The organism is Roseobacter denitrificans OCh 114, from assembly GCF_000014045.1.
In the GTDB taxonomy this organism is placed as follows: Bacteria; Pseudomonadota; Alphaproteobacteria; order Rhodobacterales; family Rhodobacteraceae; genus Roseobacter; species Roseobacter denitrificans.
On the sequence record NC_008209.1, the window covers coordinates 3,570,242 to 3,586,801 of the forward strand.

At 58.4% G+C, this 16,560-nt stretch carries 11 protein-coding genes; 7 read left to right on the plus strand and 4 right to left on the minus strand.

Annotated features, from left to right (window positions below):
• Positions 1 to 277 precede the first annotated feature (277 nt).
• From RD1_RS16995 to xylA, 4 genes are all read left to right on the plus strand, one after another.
• On the plus strand, positions 278 to 1,903 hold the full coding sequence (locus tag RD1_RS16995; protein WP_011569785.1) for a dihydroxyacetone kinase subunit DhaK: 1,626 nt from the start codon (positions 278 to 280) through the stop codon (positions 1,901 to 1,903).
• A gap of 316 nt (positions 1,904 to 2,219) precedes the next feature.
• The gene (locus RD1_RS17000; RefSeq protein ID WP_011569786.1) at positions 2,220 to 3,347 is read left to right on the plus strand and encodes a Gfo/Idh/MocA family protein; all 1,128 of its coding nucleotides are present in this window, start codon (positions 2,220 to 2,222) and stop codon (positions 3,345 to 3,347) included.
• Between the two features lie 55 nt (positions 3,348 to 3,402).
• Entirely contained in the window at positions 3,403 to 4,788 is a 1,386-nt protein-coding gene (xylB, locus tag RD1_RS17005; protein ID WP_245897340.1) for a xylulokinase, read from the plus strand.
• 3 nt (positions 4,789 to 4,791) lie between these two features.
• Complete coding sequence (gene xylA, locus RD1_RS17010) at positions 4,792 to 6,093, plus strand: xylose isomerase (protein WP_011569788.1); 1,302 nt, start codon at positions 4,792 to 4,794, stop codon at positions 6,091 to 6,093.
• Between the two features lie 119 nt (positions 6,094 to 6,212).
• On the opposite strand, the gene RD1_RS17015 is transcribed toward xylA, so the two are convergent.
• From RD1_RS17015 to RD1_RS17025, 3 genes are all read right to left on the minus strand, one after another.
• Positions 6,213 to 8,012, minus strand: coding sequence for an NAD(P)/FAD-dependent oxidoreductase (locus RD1_RS17015; protein WP_011569789.1), 1,800 nt, complete (start codon positions 8,010 to 8,012; stop codon positions 6,213 to 6,215).
• Between the two features lie 402 nt (positions 8,013 to 8,414).
• A complete protein-coding gene (locus tag RD1_RS17020; RefSeq protein ID WP_044033234.1) occupies positions 8,415 to 9,605 on the minus strand; it encodes a hypothetical protein in 1,191 nt (396 codons plus the stop codon).
• Positions 9,605 to 11,584, minus strand: a complete 1,980-nt coding sequence (locus RD1_RS17025; RefSeq protein WP_011569792.1) for a hypothetical protein — start codon at positions 11,582 to 11,584, stop codon at positions 9,605 to 9,607. Before RD1_RS17025 ends, RD1_RS17020 begins: the two co-directional genes overlap by 1 nt.
• Before the next feature lie 394 nt (positions 11,585 to 11,978).
• Here RD1_RS17025 and RD1_RS17030 point away from each other — a divergent pair, with 394 nt between their 5' ends.
• From RD1_RS17030 to RD1_RS17040, 3 genes are all read left to right on the plus strand, one after another.
• On the plus strand, positions 11,979 to 12,473 hold the full coding sequence (locus RD1_RS17030; protein ID WP_050759102.1) for a nuclear transport factor 2 family protein: 495 nt from the start codon (positions 11,979 to 11,981) through the stop codon (positions 12,471 to 12,473).
• Positions 12,474 to 12,640: 167 nt separating this feature from the next.
• A complete protein-coding gene (locus RD1_RS17035; RefSeq protein WP_011569796.1) occupies positions 12,641 to 13,423 on the plus strand; it encodes an HAD-IIB family hydrolase in 783 nt (260 codons plus the stop codon).
• Between the two features lie 15 nt (positions 13,424 to 13,438).
• Positions 13,439 to 14,659 (plus strand): glycosyl transferase, encoded by a 1,221-nt coding sequence (locus RD1_RS17040; protein ID WP_044033235.1) that lies wholly within the window; start codon positions 13,439 to 13,441, stop codon positions 14,657 to 14,659.
• Positions 14,660 to 14,673: 14 nt separating this feature from the next.
• On the opposite strand, the gene RD1_RS17045 is transcribed toward RD1_RS17040, so the two are convergent.
• A complete protein-coding gene (locus RD1_RS17045; protein ID WP_044033236.1) occupies positions 14,674 to 16,431 on the minus strand; it encodes a sugar phosphorylase in 1,758 nt (585 codons plus the stop codon).
• Positions 16,432 to 16,560: the final 129 nt, after the last annotated feature.

Genomic DNA, 16,560 nt, shown 5'->3' on the forward strand with positions numbered 1-16,560 from the left:
AGACCCGCGAACATACGGCTTTATCACGCCGTTTGACGAAACCTTTCCACCTGCACTACAGTCGCTTTCGAAGGCGGGGGAGGTCTGAGGTGAAGAGAGCTGGGCGCAACGTTATGTCCCGAGCCAAAGGCGCAATGGAGCGGTGCAAACACAGCTTTGGCATCGCCCATGGTCCCTTTCACAGGAACACTGTCGCAAACAAGACCGCGAACACGTTTGGGCGGATGTCCAGCGCACAGCGCACCGTCAGCCAGTTGCATAAGAGGAATAGACACGCATGACGCAGTTCATCAATAAAAAGGAAACGCTGGTCACCGATGCGATTGACGGGCTGTTGGCCAGTGCTGGCGGGTCGCTGCGGCGTCTGGACGGCTATCCGCATATCAAGGTCGTCTGCCGTGCCGATTGGGATAAATCGCAGGTTGCCTTGATTTCAGGCGGCGGTTCAGGCCACGAACCCGCGCACGCCGGGTTCGTCGGGCGCGGTATGTTGACGGCAGCTGTTTGCGGTGAGGTTTTCGCCTCGCCATCGGTGGACGCGGTGCTTGCCGCACTTCTGGCCGTGACCGGGCCTGCGGGATGTCTTTTGATCGTGAAGAACTACACGGGCGACCGGCTCAATTTCGGGCTGGCAGCAGAGCGCGCCCGCGCGCTTGGCCTCAAGGTTTCCATGGTCGTTGTCGGTGATGATATCGCGCTGCCGGATCTGCCGCAGCCGCGCGGTGTCGCGGGCACGTTGTTTGTCCACAAAATCGCCGGAGCCATGGCGGAACAAGGGGCCCCCCTTGAGGATATCTGCAAGGCTGCACAAAACGCCATCGAAAGAATGGCCACGATTGGCATGTCACTCGACACCTGTACGGTTCCCGGCGCGCAGAAAGAAGACCGCATCGCAACGGGTATGGCAGAACTTGGCCTCGGCATTCACGGTGAGCCCGGTGTGCAGCAGGTTGCCTTTGGAGACGCGCGAAACGCCATGGATATGGTGCTTGATAAACTCGCCCCAAGGATCGGTGAAGAACCTCACGTTGCCATCCTGAACAACCTGGGTGCCACCACACCGCTGGAGATGAGTGTCCTGACCCACGTGCTGACAACCTCGGCCAAGGCGAAAAACATCAAGCATATCATCGGCCCGGCGCCGCTGATGACATCGCTGGACATGCATGGGTTTTCCCTGTCCGTCCTGCCGGTCGATGAGACGATCCTGCCCCATCTGGGTTATCGCGTGGACATGCCCGCCTGGCCCGGCATGCAGACCATCAGCGCGCCCGCCGTCATCGCATTGCCCGATGGGTTGAGCCCGGTTCAGCCCACGGCCTCGGACAATGACCAAACCCGCCGACTGGTCGCGCATGCCTGCGATCTGCTGATCGCCAGCGAAGCGGAGTTGAACGCGCTGGATGCGAAATCAGGCGATGGTGACACGGGCAGCACATTGGCCACTGCTGCGCGCGATCTCAAAGGGGCGCTGGACCGTCTGCCGCTGGCGGATCCGGCACAGTTGTTCCGTGCCCTCAGCAATGAACTCAGCCAGACCATGGGCGGGTCCTCCGGCGTGATCCTTGCCATTTTCTTCGGGGCGGCAGGCGATGCGGCGGCCAAGGGTCTGCCACCCGCCAAAGCGCTTGTCTCGGGCTTGGAACGGATCAGCGAAGTGGGCGGCGCAACAAAGGGCGACCGCACGATGATCGACGCGCTGGAGCCTGCCTTGCACGCCCTGAACGAAGGCATCGCAGCGGCAGCCACGGCAGCGCGCAAAGGGGCCAGCGAGACCGCAAGCATCGGGCAGGCCAAAGCGGGCCGCGCCTCCTACGTGCCAGAGGAAAACCTGATCGGGCACAATGATCCGGGTGCCGAAGCCGTGGCACGGTTGTTCGAGGGTCTGGCAACCCTCGCCTGAGCATGCAATGAATTTGGACAAGATCGATGCGGCTCACTCGAAACAGCGGCAAGGCGGCGGGGTAGCCCCGCGCATCTGACACCAAAAAACCGCGCAAAGCGGCAGAAGAACCGGGAGGAACAGACATGACAGCACGCGAAGGCCACGGCCTTTTTCCCCCGCCGTTCGCGGATATCCCTGCCGATTGGAACGCAGGTAGCTCAATCAGAATATCGCGCGCTCCTTGGGGCGGCAAGGGTGCGCCGCGGCCAGCACGGCTTTGCCGTCTGCGAGCCGCAGAAAGTTAGAAACAAACCTATGTTGGGGATTTCATAATATGACAAAGATCAAACTCGGTATGGTCGGCGGCGGGAATGACGCCTTTATCGGCGCGGTTCACCGGATTGCCGCGCGCATTGATGATCGCTACGAACTGGTTGCAGGTGCCTTGTCCTCCACGCCGGAAAAGTCGCAAGCCTCCGGCAAAGCCATCGGACTGGCGCGTATCTATGATGATTTCAAACAGATGGCGATCCGTGAGGCGCGGCTGAAGAACGGCATCGACGCTGTGGCAATCGTGACCCCCAACCATGTGCACTATGCCGCCGCGCGCGAGTTTCTCAAACGTGGCATTCACGTTATCTGTGACAAGCCGCTGACCTCGTCGCTGGCGGATGCCAAGAAGATGGTCAAAGCCGCCGAAAACTCGGATGCGCTGTTTATTCTGACGCATAATTACACCGGCTATCCGATGGTGCGTCAGGCCCGCGAGATGATCACCGGCGGTCAGATTGGCAAGATACGTGTCGTACAGGTGGAATACCCGCAGGATTGGCTGACGATCGAGCAGGATTTCAAACAGGCCAATTGGCGCACCGACCCCGCGCAATCCGGCGCGGGCGGATCAACCGGCGACATCGGCACCCACGCGCATAACCTCGCGCGCTTCATGACCGGTCTTGAGGTCGAAAGCCTCGCTGCGGACCTTGATGCATTCGTGCCCGGGCGGCAGGTGGATGACAACGGCCATGTGATGCTGCGCTTTGAGGGTGGGGCCAAGGGGATGCTGTGGTGCAGCCAGGTGGCGCCGGGCAATGAAAACGCGCTGCGCATCCGCGTTTACGGGGAAACCGGAGGTCTGGAGTGGGCGCAGGAAGACCCCAATTACCTCTGGCATACGCCTTTTGGTGAACCAAAACGGCTTTTTACGCGCAACGGCGCGGGCACTGGCGATGCCGCCGCCCGGATGAGCCGCGTGCCCCCCGGGCACCCCGAAGGATACCTCGAAGGGTTCGCCAATATCTACACCGAAGCGGCAAATGCGATAGAAGCCCACCGCGATGGTTCAAAGGCGGATGCAGCGGTGATCTACCCGACAGTGATGGATGGGTTGCGCGGTGTCGAGTTTGTCGACGCCTGCGTGCGGTCGTCCGCGCGCAATGCGGCCTGGGTCAAGCTGAGGTAGCACCGTGACATTCATTGGCCTGGACCTCGGCACCTCATCGCTCAAGGCGATCCTGATGGACGCACAACAGAACATCCTGTCCGAACATGCTGTTCCCCTGAGCGTGGAGCGCCGGCAGGACGGATGGTCCGAACAGGACCCGCAAAGTTGGTGCGATGCTGCCATCGAAGCACTGAGCGCTTTGGCAGCACACCCGGCCTGCGGCGAGGTTATGGGTATTGGCCTGTCGGGCCATATGCATGGCGCAACGTTGATCGGGGCAGATGATGCGCCGCTGCGGCCCTGTATGCTTTGGAACGACACGCGCAGCCACGTCGAGGCCGCAGGCATGGACGCCGATCCGCAATTTCGCGATATCAGTGGCAATATCGTCTTTCCCGGATTTACTGCACCCAAGGTCGAATGGGTCCGCCGAAACGAGCCGCATGTCTTCGATCAGACCGCCAAAGTCCTGCTGCCCAAGGACTACCTGCGCCGGTTCCTGACCGGTGAATATTTCTCGGAGATGTCGGATGCGGCGGGCACCGCGTGGTTTGACACCGGGAAACGGGACTGGTCGGATGCGCTGCTTTCTGAATGCGGCCTGACGCGCGCGCAGATGCCCGCGCTGGTCGAGGGGTCGACCCCATCTGGCACATTGCGCAAGGATCTTGCCGCGCAGACGGGTGTCCCGCAATGCACCGTCGCGGGCGGGGCCGGTGACAACGCCGCCGCCGCGATCGGCGCGGGCGTTGTCACGGAAGGCTCTGCGTTTTTGTCGCTGGGCACGTCGGGGGTTCTTTTTGCCGCGAACGCGGGCTACCGCCCTGCCCCTTCCTCTGCTGTGCACACATTTTGTCATGCGCTGCCCGACACGTGGCACCAGATGGGCGTGATCCTCGCGGCAACTGACGCTTTGGAATGGCTTGCCCGGCTCACGGGTCAGAGTGCGGCGGCCTTGACCCGCGACCTTGGCGTCGTGCGCGCGCCCGAAAAGACGCTGTTTCTGCCCTATCTGGGCGGGGAGCGGACACCGCATAACGACGCGCAAATCCGTGGACAGTTCCTGCATCTTGATCATGCGACAGACGCCAAGGCCGCCGCCCGCGCCGTTTTGCAGGGTGTCAGCTTTGCCTTTGCCGATTGCAAGGACGCGCTGAGCGCCACGGGCACGAAAGTCACACGCGCGCTGGCGCTTGGCGGGGGGGCCAAATCCGATCACTGGGTCGCGATGCTGGCCACGACATTGAACATCACGCTCGATGTCCCCAGGGACGGTGATTTCGGCGCAGCACTGGGCGCTGCGCGATTGGCGATGATGGCCAGCACAGGCGGGGGCGCGGACATTGCATCGCAGCCGCCCATCTCCCGCAGCGTTGACCCTGATCCTGCCCTGCACGCTGCCATGGCCGATGCGCATGCGCGGTATAATCATGCCTATACACTTCTGAAGGACCTTTGACTCATGACCGATTTCTTCAAGGACATCCCCGCCATCCGCTATGAGGGACCCGATACCGAGAACGAATTTGCGTTCCGGCACTATAATCCGGATGAGGTCGTCATGGGCAAGACGCTCAAGGATCACTTGCGGTTTGCCTGCGCCTATTGGCACAGTTTTGCATGGCCGGGCGGCGACCCCTTTGGCGGGCAGACCTTTGAGCGTCCGTGGTTCGGGGACACGATGGAGCTGGCGAAACTCAAGGCGGACGTCGCCTTTGACATGTTTGAACGTCTGGGCGTGCCCTATTTCTGTTTTCACGATGCAGACGTACGCCCCGAAGGCGACACCTTTGCCGAAAGCACCAAGAACCTCGAAGAAATCACCGACTATTTCGCCGAAAAAATGGACGCAACAGGCGTCAAACTGCTGTGGGGAACGGCCAATCTGTTCTCGCATCGCCGCTTTATGGCCGGGGCGGCGACCAATCCCGACCCCGAGGTTTTTGCCTATTCCGCCGCGACGATCAAATCCTGCATGGATGCGACCCGGAAACTGGGCGGCGAGAACTATGTGCTCTGGGGCGGGCGCGAAGGCTATGAAACGCTGCTCAACACCGACATGGCCCGCGAACGCGCGCAGGCGGGCCGTATGTTGCAAATGGTGGTCGATTACAAGCACAAGACCGGTTTTGCAGGCACCATCCTGATCGAACCCAAACCGCAGGAACCGACCAAGCACCAGTATGATTACGATGTGGCGACGGTCTATGGCTTCCTCAAGGATTTCGGCCTCGAAGGTGAGGTCAAAGTCAACATCGAACAGGGCCATGCCATTCTTGCAGGCCATAGTTTTGAACATGAGTTGGCGCTCGCACGGGCACTGGGGATTTTCGGCTCGATCGACATGAACCGCAATGACTACCAATCCGGCTGGGATACCGACCAGTTTCCAAACAATGTCCCCGAGATGGCGCTTGCCTATTACGAAGTTCTGCGCGCCGGGGGCTTCGACACAGGGGGCACCAATTTTGATGCCAAGCTGCGCCGGCAATCGCTTGACCCGGCGGATCTGATCCTTGCGCATGTGGGTGGTATGGATGCATGCGCTGCGGGGTTAAAGGCCGCTGCGGCCATGCTGGAGGATGGCAAGCTAGAGGCCGCGCGCGAGGCGCGCTATGCAGGCTGGTCAGAAGGTTTGGGGCAAAAACTGCTGACCTCTGATCTGGCGGAGATATCAGATCTGGTGATTGCAAAAGGCATCAACCCACAGCCCCGCTCAGGACGGCAGGAGCGGCTGGAAAATCTGGTGAACAAATACCTTTAAAACAGCGCTGTCGTTTTCAAAAAGCGACATGCCCGGAAATCCCGGCATCCGGCGCTCAGTAACCTGAAGGCGCTCCGACAGGTATGCGACCCGCCAGCGAAGGCGGGCCGCTGTGGGCCTTAGGACAGGTGATGGACTTCCTGCAGGCCGTAGACCGGTGTTTCGATGCCTTCCATCCTCGCCTTGATCTGAAGCGATAGAAACTGCGAATAATGTCTGGATTGGTGCAGGTTCCCACCATGAAACCAGAGGTTTTCCTGCTGGGTCGGCTTCCACATATTGCGTTGCTCCCCCTCCCATGGACCGGGGTCCTTGGTCGTGTTCGAGCCAAGGCCCCAGACCTTGCCGACCTTGTCGGCCATCTCCTGGCCCATCAGGTCCGCAACCCATCCGTTCATGGAGTTGTACCCCGTCGCATAAACAATCAGATCGGCTTCAAGCATCTGACCGGTATCAAGGATAACACCATCCCCGACCACTTCAGTGACCTGCCCACTGGCCAGTTTGATCTCACCATCAATGATCAGCTGGCTTGCGCCCACATCAATGTAATACCCCGAGCCCCGGCGCAGGTACTTCATGAAAAGGCCCGAGTCATCATCGCCCCAATCAAGCTGAAACCCGGCCTTTTCCAGCCCGTCATAGAACTCTTTGTCCTGCTCTTTCATCTGCGCATAGGCGGGTATCTGAAACTCATGCAGGATCGCATAGGGCAGCGAGGCAAAGATCAAATCCGCCTTTTCGGTGGTCATACCATTGCGCACCGCCTCTTCGGAATAAAGCGCGCCGAGGCCGACCTCCATCAGCGTTTCAGAGCGCACGATATGCGTTGATGAGCGCTGCACCATCGTGACATCCACATCGCTCTCCCAAAGGGCTGCACAAATATCATGCGCGGAATTGTTGGACCCGATCACCACGGCTTTCTTGCCCGCCCAGTCGTCCGGGCCGTCGTGTTCGGAAGAATGCTGCTGCACGCCCTTGAATGTATCCATGCCGGGGAAATCGGGCATTCGCTTTTTCCCGGACATCCCCGTGGCCATCACCAGTTGCTTGGGCCTCAGCGTGACCTCTTCCCCGTCACGATCCACCACGACCGTCCATTCCTTGCTCGCCTCGTCATAGCTGGCCGACCTGGCCCAGGTTTTGGTCCAGTAGTTCAGCTCCATCACCTTCGTGTACATTTCCAGCCAGTCGCCGATCTTATCCTTGGGCGAAAAGACCGGCCAGTTGTCCGGGAACTTCAAATAGGGCAGATGGTCATACCAGACCGGATCATGTAGGCAGAGCGATTTATAGCGGTTGCGCCAACTGTCCCCGGCACGTTCGTTGCCCTCCACGATGATCGTCGGCACCCCAAGCTGGCGCAGCCGCGCGCCCAAAGCAATGCCGCCCTGACCGCCGCCAATAATCAGGCAGTAGGGTTGCTCGGTATAGCCCAATTCCGCCAGTTCCTTTTCGCGCTCTTCCTGCCATGTGCTGCGGTTCTTGCCTGCGCCATGCTTTGCGCCCAAGGGGCGATCAAACCCTTTCGGCTCTTCATGGCCTTTCAACTCGACCATGGTTGTCAGCAGGGTCCAGATTTTCCCCTCCCGCAGCCGCACCAGCCCGTAGCCGCGCGCGACTTCGGTTTCAAACTGTATCCATGCGGTGGTCACGCCACCCTCTTCGGTGGGAACCTCCCCGTCTGCCACCTGCCAGTTGCTGGGCTTCGTGGTCGCAAGCTGATGCCTGAGCATGTCTTCGACCTGATCTTTGCCTTCGACCGTCTTGATGTTCCACGTAAAAGTCACGAGATCCCGCCAATAGCAGTCTTGCGCAAACATCTCTGTCGCGGCCGCGATATCCCCGCTTGCCAGCGCCTTGCCGAATTGATCCAGAAACGCCTGTGTCTGGTCTTCAACCGTTGAATCGAGCATGTCGTCCTCCCTTAGCTCATTTATTGTACCGTGAAACCTGCCCGTAACGAGGGCGGGATGCCACCGAAATTGATAACGCGAAGGTGCACCGCACCTGCAACCGCAGGCGGATGTTGGCCGCCCAAATCAATTTGACAGGGTAAAGTCACACATAAATCTGTGCAGTTTTCAATAGCTCCCAAGGGCGCGGTTCACAGGCCGCTGTCACGCCGGATTGCAAAGCGATCAACGGCACCATGTGCAAAAAGCGGTATGCTAAAACCTGAAACACCCGACGCCGCCTGAAACCAAAGACTTCAATGCGTTGGATCATACTTGAAGTTTCGGGTACGTCGTCAGCCGCTTTAAAGCGGCGAACCCAAACCTGTTTGCGCCTTGGCCATTTCGGTCTGGACAGCGCGTTCAGGGCGCGCCGCGCACCGAACGGAAAAACATATCCAGTGTTGGGGTGGGCGATGTGGGGTGGAAGGTATCGTAAAACGCCTGATCAATGATAGACGGGTGCGAGACGATTTTTTGCGACAGGATTTCAAAGAACCGAGCGACGCGCAGCGCCCGTTCGGGGTCATCCCCATAATCCAGCCGCCCGAATATTGCATATCGGTCGGTGGTGAAGGTCCGGTTTCCGTTGGTGAAATCACAGCCGGGAATGTTGCTGACATTGGCGAGAATGATCTCCCTGTCGCCAATGTAATTTCCGATCTGGCCGTTGCAAAAAGCCTCTGCTGCCTGCTCATGCGAGCGAAACATCATGACGGAGCCGCTGATCTCGCCATTCAGATTGTTCTGCAAAATACTGATCGCCTGTCTTTGTTGCGCACTCAGATCACAATTGGATTCGCCACGCAGAAAAGCGATCAGCGCGTCGCGATACTGCGGCATTTCGTTCGTCGCGAGCAAGGCCCGGATGCCCGAGCGCGCCGATGACGTATTGCCAACCAGCCCAAACAGGAATTTGGCAGCCTTTGGATTGTCGGGCGGAATCTGTGGGCAGGAACCGTCATCAATGCCGCCGATCTGGCGGCTGATACCGGGCTGCGTGAGATAAGACACCCCGGTCAGATAAACCGGCGGCGAAATGATCAGACCGGTGCGCCGGGCGTTGGTGATTGTCGCGGGATCACACAGAATGTCGATTGTCGGCGCCACCGTCTCTGTCCTGACGACCTGAGTGGCACTGTCATCTCCCTCTGCTTCGATCTCGACTTCATAGCCCTTCAGCAGGCCGAACCGTCCTTCGCTCGGCTGTTTGTCAAGCTTTGCGATTTCCTTGTCGAGGTCCACGATCTGTACGCCGTCGCGGGCAAGGCCGACAGGCCCATCCGCATCCAGCATCATCTCGATCAGCACGGAGTCGCAGATGCGGGTGATGTAACCGGTATACCTCTGCGTGGACAGGGGACCCGGCGTCGCCGCTGTCAGAACATCCACCATCGTTTCGGCCTGAAAGGAAAACGGCATCGCCTTGGAGCGCACCCCGATGCGCAGTTGATAATTGTCCTGCCGGGCGCTCGTGTCCGTTTGAACCTCATCGCTTGCGCCGGCAGAAAACGCCATGCAGATTGCCGCCACTGTGCCAACCAGCCTGCGCATTACGCAACATCCTTTTGGGGAGGGAGGCCCGCGTCTTTCGCAGCCGGTTTGCCTTCAACGAACTTGCGCAGCCAGCCTGTCGGCTTTCTCTGCTCACCTGCGGCCTCCTCGCCCTCTTCATCCTCGGAGCGGTCCTCGGTCAGTTCAATGAAGAATGCAAAAAGCACAAGGAAGAGCATCGGCAAGAAGGCCTGAATCAGCCAATCCCGTTTCTTGTAGGTGATCCACTGATTGCCCTCAAACAAGGGGAAATCATCAAATTTATAGCTGAAAAAGACCACCGCGGCGACGAGGAAACCAACAAAAATGGCGCAAGGCACAGCCAGCGTCAAGATCGTGCGCAGGCGGCTGAAATCATCGTGTTTATCCAGAATGACCAATACGCCAAAGCCAACCGACAACCCGACCAGTGGCATCATCGCGTAGTAGATAAAGTCATTGTCGATCTGCAAAATGATCTGCGACTGCGTCACCTGAAAATTACTGTCAAACGCGAGTTCCAGCAATGATCCGGCAATCGCCAGAATAAACGCCAGAACCGCCGGGACGACGCACAAACCCAGCAAGCGCAAAAAGGGGATGCGATGCATGCTCCACCCCGGCTTCCAGCTTTCCTGTTCCATTCGGACATCCCGCCCGAAGATCACAGCACCTGCGGCGGCTAGCGTGACAAGGGCCATCTGCAAGGTGTCCCATGCCGCCTGAACCAGCAGATCAGGGCGGATGTCGTATTTATAGGCGACCTTGCCCTGATTGATCACATAGACGCAGGCGTCGCTTGGATTGGTCACAAAACACCCGGTCAAGGTCAGCGGCGCGGCTTGCTCAAAGCGTTTCGGTGGGTTCGCGTTGAAAGATGCAATACTCGTCTCAATCTGGTCAGCCGCTCTGTGCACTTCCTTGTCGACCATCCCCTGATGCCAAAAGGCATAAATCATGAACACAGCCACAACCGATAAAAAGGACGAAAAGAACGCCGACAGCGCGAAGGAATTTTTTTCCGGCACGTAATTGCGATCAATCACATGCACGATCTTTGCCAATGGCGTCGCAGGATCGAGGTTTTTCACCGATTGATTGTTGCGGATATAGTGCACGGCAAACAGGGCCTTGGTGTTTTCAGCAACCCGCAGCGCCGTTTTGTGCAGTGTCACCAGCCCGTCAGTCGTTGTGGGATCATAGCCCAAAAGCAGATCGGACAGCTCCGTCAACTCGCACTCCAGCTGGCGCGACATCTTGGTCAGCTCTTCAAGCTCTGCCACGGGGAAATACTGCGCCCGTTTGCTGGGCGTCACTGCAAGCGATAGCGCATCGATAATGGTCAGCGCCTTGTCGATCTCTTCGCGCCGCCCGGCAAGGTCAGGGGCGAGCTTATCTTCGGGGTTTGCGCCGTCTTCTTCATCCTCCGCTTCCAGCGCTTGTGCCAGTGTCTTGCGAAAATGGGCCGTCAAAGCGCCGGGTTTGCGCGTCTTGCAAATCCGTGTTGTTTCCTGCGTTTGAAGCGCGTCGATCACGCGATAGACCCCGCGTGGAATACCGGCAATGCGGTGCGCTGCAGACCGCACCATATTCTCAATCGGTCGCATCACGCCTACCGACATGATGGCAATCAGAAAGGCGGAGACGAAAATCGGCTTTGCGTAGACCGTGCCCTCAAGGTTCAGTATATCATTGCCAAAGGGGTCAAAACTCGCCGTGGCGCCGACCTCAAGTTTTGCCATATTGGCGTTGCGGATCAACTCATAGAGTTCAGCGGACGACAGGATGATGCCGTATGACACAAGGTACAGCATCGAATAGATAATGAACCCGAAAAAGCCGTCCTTTTGCGTGCAAAGATCGGAGACGCGCGCGTTTTGCAGGATCGGATGGCGCTGGAAAGGTGTCTGCGTCAGCGACTCGCGGTAGTTTCTGCGCGCTTCGATCAGCAGCGCAATCGCACCAAAACAAACCACGCCGATGTAAATCAGCCAGTTCATCTCAGTTCACGCGGTCCGGGTGATGCCCTACCAACATTTTTGAACTGCAGGATTACAAGGTCCCGCAGCAATGTCATTCGACTGATCGGAAACCTGCAAAAGCTGCAAGCTTGCGAAAGTGAACAAGGTTATCAGGGCAATAATGCGGAGCATCGAACTAATCCATTCTCTTTAAACATCGACATCTTATCGCCAAAGTTGAAAAAAATCAATAGTTCCAACGCAGGAGGCGAATAAGCAGGATTGTTCAAAAATCGCGCAGACCGGTTCAATCAGTCTGTACGCGTTGCGTCTATCTCTAGGGGCAGCACAAGGATGACCGCGCAAACAATCAGGACCGACAGTAAGTTCGAAAAGATTGGCGGACATCGCCCCCCCAAGAAAGGCCATAACCATGAAACACATCATTCTCGCCGCCCTGCTTGCGGTGCCGCTTCCTGCCGCTGCGGATGACGAAGCGGCCATCCTGACCACGATCAAGGGCATCGCGACAGCTGCCGATGCTCAGGATTGGAGCCGTCTGGATATGAAATTCGGCGATCATGTGACTTTGAACCAGTTGTCACTGGAAACCGATCAGGGAGCCCGGGTCAAAGAGCGGACGGTGATCGAGATATGGGCAGAATTGCTGCCGCGTTTTGACAGCACGCGCCATGAGATATCGCAGATCGAAGTGTTGGGCGTGTCCTCGATCGTTGCACGCGCGACAGCGCGCTATCATGCCACTTACGATCTGGGCGGGCAAACGTGGGAGCAGACAGGTCGCCTTGACTACGTTTTGAAAAACACCGACGCAGGCTGGCGCGTGGTTGCTCTCAATACGACACCTGAGTGGGAAAACCGGCACTTGTCCGATCTGTTTATGCCGGAACAGCCGCAAAACAGTTGAGCCCGGTTTCCACCGCAAAGATCAGTCTGCGCGGATCGCGCCCCGGGGTGACAAAACAGGCGACACATACGTCAGAAATGTCGAAACGTCAGATCGTGCCGGATTTTCGGCGTAATCCGCCAACCGCCGTCTTGTTGTTCCACGATGGCTGAGGCAAGATCAGCGCTATGCAAGACGCACCGCCTCTGTTGGTCTTCACCGATCTTGACGGCACATTGATTGATCACGACACGTATGAGTGGGCCGCCGCACGGCCCGCACTTGATGCGCTTTCACGGGTATCGGCTGGCGTCGTTCTGGCCAGCAGCAAAACCGCACCTGAAGTCAGCGCCCTGCGCGCGCAACTGCAACTGGGCGCCTGGCCTGCCATCATCGAAAACGGCGCCGGGGTGGTGCCCGCGCATACCCACGCCACGCCCGACCCTGACGCATACCAACAGATCAGGGCCGCTCTGCGCGAGATACCTGATGCGTTGCGCCAGCATTTTACCGGGTTTGGCGATCTCAGACCGGCCGAAATCGAAAAACTGACAGGGCTATCCGCAAAGGCCGCAGCACAGGCGAGGGAACGTGCCTTTTCCGAACCGGGGCTTTGGGGGGGCGATGACGCCGCATTGGTCGAGTTCAAAGCGGCCTTGCGTGCATTCGGTATCAGCACGCGCGAAGGTGGCCGGTTCCTTACCCTGTCCCATGGAAAGAACAAATCCGACCAGATGGCCAGGATCATCAACCACTACAAACCGCGACATACAATCGCCCTGGGCGATGCACCCAACGATGTGGAAATGCTGGAAACGGCAGACTTCGGTATTGTGATCCCAAATCCCAAGGGCCGCAGGCTGCCTGAGTTGAAAGGCGAAGCGCAAGGCCACATTATCCGCGCGCAACAGGCTGGCCCCGTCGGGTGGAACACAGCCATACTGGGCCTGCTTGAGCGGCTCGACTTATAAAAAGGACACTCCCACATGGCCGATTTCCATCAGAATGGAAACATCACGACCCTTCATAACCTGCGGACGCGCGCGCTTGCCGAGATGAATGACGAGTTGGTGACCTTTGCCCAGACGCGCAAAATTTCGTTGATCCTGCCTTGTCTCTATTCGGAACTTGAAGGCGACGCGATGCCCAACATTCTGTCTGAACTGTCGCAGGTCACCTATCTGCACCGCATCATCATCGGCCTTGATCAGGCGGATGCTGCGCAATTTCGCCATGCAAAGCAGTTTTTCAAGGGCCTGAACCAGAACCATGTGGTGATCTGGAATGACAGCCCGCGTATGTTGGAACTTGGCGCGCGCCTTGATGCAATGGGCCTTGCCCCCGCAGAACAGGGCAAGGGCAAGAACGTCTGGTCGGCTCTTGGGTATCTGATCGCCTGTGCGGACAGCGCGGTGATGGCCATCCACGACTGCGATATCCTGACGTATAAGAACGAAATGCTGTCCCGCCTCGTTTACCCTGTAGCCAATCCGAATTTCCCCTATCAGGTCGCCAAGGGCTATTACCCGCGCATTGGCGGTGACAAGATGAACGGGCGGGTAACGCGGCTGCTGGTCAGCCCGCTGTTGATCGCCTTGAAACGTGTGATCGGTGACAGGGATTACATCGATTACCTGCGCAGTTTCCGCTATCCGCTGTCGGGCGAATTTGCCATGCGCACCGCGATCCTGCCGGATTTGCGCATCCCTTCAGACTGGGGGCTGGAGATTGGCGTGTTGTCCGAGGCCTGGCGCAACCTCGCCCCCAAAGCGGTGTGTCAGGTCGAGATTTCAGATGCTTACGACCACAAACATCAGACGCTGAGCACTGATGACGCCGATGCTGGCCTCAGCAGGATGTCCACGGATATTTGCAAGGCGATCTTTCGCAAACTGGCCGCTGACGGGACGGTTTTCACCGCCAATACCTTTCGCGCGCTGAAAGCCACCTATTACCGCAGCGCACTGGACCTGCTGGAGGGCTATTACAACGACGCCAAAATGAATGGTCTGTCGCTTGACCGCCACGAAGAGGAAACCGCGATTGAACTGTTTGCCGAAAACATCATGCGCGCCGGTCAGGTTTTCATCGAAAACCCGCATGAGACGCCCTTTATCCCGACGTGGAACCGGGTGCATTCGGCGGATCCGCGATTCCTGACCGATCTACGTGCGGCCGCCGCAGCGGATGAAGCAGAATACGAGTAACGGGGGCCGCGAGGTCAGCCCGGTTGCGCCCGGTTGGTAATCCACCGGCATTGATAGGGGGCGAGTTCGATCGTATCCGCGAAGGTATCGATCTTTTCACCGCTCAGAATGTCAATCCAGTCTTCATCCTCAATGAGGTTCATGGAAACAGCGGGGATTTCAACGACCTCATCGCTGACGTTATGCAGGGCAAAGATCGACTGAAACCGATCGAGGCTTTGGCGCCAGACCCCGAAAACCCGATCCTCCAACGCCATGGTGAATTGAGTGGCATTGGGGTGAAACGCGGACTGACGCGCCCGCAAACGCAACCGCGCGGACAAGGCCGCGAGCACGCGCGCATGTATCGACCCGGTATCCGCCAGATGCGCCTGCAAAGTGGGGTAATCCCATCTGTGCCGGTTGATCGCCCGGTTCATCCCGCGCCGCGCGACCTGTGCGTGATCATTCGGAGTGGCGAGCATGGCGTGGATGTAGAAGGCGGGGATTCCTTCCAGCGACATCACGATGGTCTGCGAACAGACAAACCGGTCGAAATGCAGGGCATCCTCTCCTTTGAAAGTGCGTGATGTGGCCTCGAAGAAGGTCGTGTTCAACTCGTAAGGGGCCTCGCCGCCATCCGGTAGCGCGCGCATCGACACAAGCCCTCCGATGTCGCGCACCGTCTGGATCATGCGCGCCTGCTCTTGCGGCGGTAGCACCCCTTCTGCGGGGCGCATGCCGATCCCATCGTGGCTGGCCGTGAAGTTCAGATAGGCACAGCCCAGTTGCGCGGGCGGCATCCCGCTTTGCCAGCGCCGAAGATACCGCGCGGACCCCGACATCATGGCATGCAGGATCAGCGGCGGCAGCGGGAAGTTGTAAATCGCATGCGCCTCGTTGCGATTCCCGAAATAACTGAGATTTTCGGCCTTGGGCACGTTGGTCTCGGTCAATAGAATGATCGTCTCCGCCGCGTAGTCGCACAGCATGCGCATCAGCTGCACAATCGCATGTGTTTGGGGCAAATGGATGGATGACGATCCCACCTCCTTCCACAAAAACGCAACCGCATCGAGGCGGATGATCTGCACCCCGTTGTCCACATGCAGCCGGATGATACGCAGGAATTCCAGCAAGACCTCCGGATTGCGGAAATCCAGATCAATCTGATCATGGCTGAAGGTACACCAGACATGGCGCGGCCCGTTCACCGTGTCGACTTGTTGCAGCAAAGGCGTGGTGCGGGGCCGGACAACTGCCGACAGATCATCATCGGGGGACGCCTCGAAAAAGAAGCGATCATAGGGCGCCTGCCCCTGCCGGTAGGCATTGAACCACGCGCCCTGACTGGACACATGGTTCAGCACCAGATCGGACATCAGGTGAAACGCATCCCCGATCCGGTTGATATCGGCCCAGTCGCCAAGCTGCGGGTTCACCGCGCGAAAATCGGACACCGCAAAGCCATCGTCGGACGTGAATGGAAAAAACGGCAGGATGTGCACGCCATTGACCACGCCTTTCATGTAGCGCAGCAAAAAGTCATGCAGCAGGTCCAGCGGCTTGTGAGACCCGTCCAGTATAGAGTTGCCATAGGTGATCAGCAGCGCGTCTTTTTCCGTCCACAGGTTGTTGCCCGGCAAACGCCCGCGTTTGCGCGGCTTGGTGCCCTCGGGCCAGAACGCCTCAACGATCTTGCTGGAGAGGATATCAGCATCAATGTCGGGGTAAATCTGGCGGACGAGCGATGCGAGGCGCATGCTGAAGGAGGTCGTCTTGCTGGCTTTCATGTCTTCAATCGTCCGGTGTTCTTGAGGTCTTGCCCTCTAGCCAACATCCTTTGGCGCGATTTGCCCAGAAAATTCCGCCGAAACCGGTGCATGGGGTTATCGGGAAGACGCCCCTGACTAATTCTTTGT

What these genes read in the sequence shown, in the direction of transcription:
- RD1_RS17030 (WP_050759102.1), top strand. Translation starts at nt 11,979, where the DNA reads ATGAAACACATCATTCTCGCCGCCCTGCTTGCGGTGCCGCTTCCTGCC.
- RD1_RS16995 (WP_011569785.1), top strand. Translation starts at nt 278, where the DNA reads ATGACGCAGTTCATCAATAAAAAGGAAACGCTGGTCACCGATGCGATT.
- RD1_RS17000 (WP_011569786.1), top strand. Translation starts at nt 2,220, where the DNA reads ATGACAAAGATCAAACTCGGTATGGTCGGCGGCGGGAATGACGCCTTT.
- RD1_RS17045 (WP_044033236.1), bottom strand. Translation starts at nt 16,431, where the DNA reads ATGAAAGCCAGCAAGACGACCTCCTTCAGCATGCGCCTCGCATCGCTC.
- RD1_RS17025 (WP_011569792.1), bottom strand. Translation starts at nt 11,584, where the DNA reads ATGAACTGGCTGATTTACATCGGCGTGGTTTGTTTTGGTGCGATTGCG.
- RD1_RS17015 (WP_011569789.1), bottom strand. Translation starts at nt 8,012, where the DNA reads ATGCTCGATTCAACGGTTGAAGACCAGACACAGGCGTTTCTGGATCAA.
- RD1_RS17035 (WP_011569796.1), top strand. Translation starts at nt 12,641, where the DNA reads ATGCAAGACGCACCGCCTCTGTTGGTCTTCACCGATCTTGACGGCACA.
- RD1_RS17040 (WP_044033235.1), top strand. Translation starts at nt 13,439, where the DNA reads ATGGCCGATTTCCATCAGAATGGAAACATCACGACCCTTCATAACCTG.
- xylB (WP_245897340.1), top strand. Translation starts at nt 3,403, where the DNA reads ATGGACGCACAACAGAACATCCTGTCCGAACATGCTGTTCCCCTGAGC.
- xylA (WP_011569788.1), top strand. Translation starts at nt 4,792, where the DNA reads ATGACCGATTTCTTCAAGGACATCCCCGCCATCCGCTATGAGGGACCC.
- RD1_RS17020 (WP_044033234.1), bottom strand. Translation starts at nt 9,605, where the DNA reads ATGCGCAGGCTGGTTGGCACAGTGGCGGCAATCTGCATGGCGTTTTCT.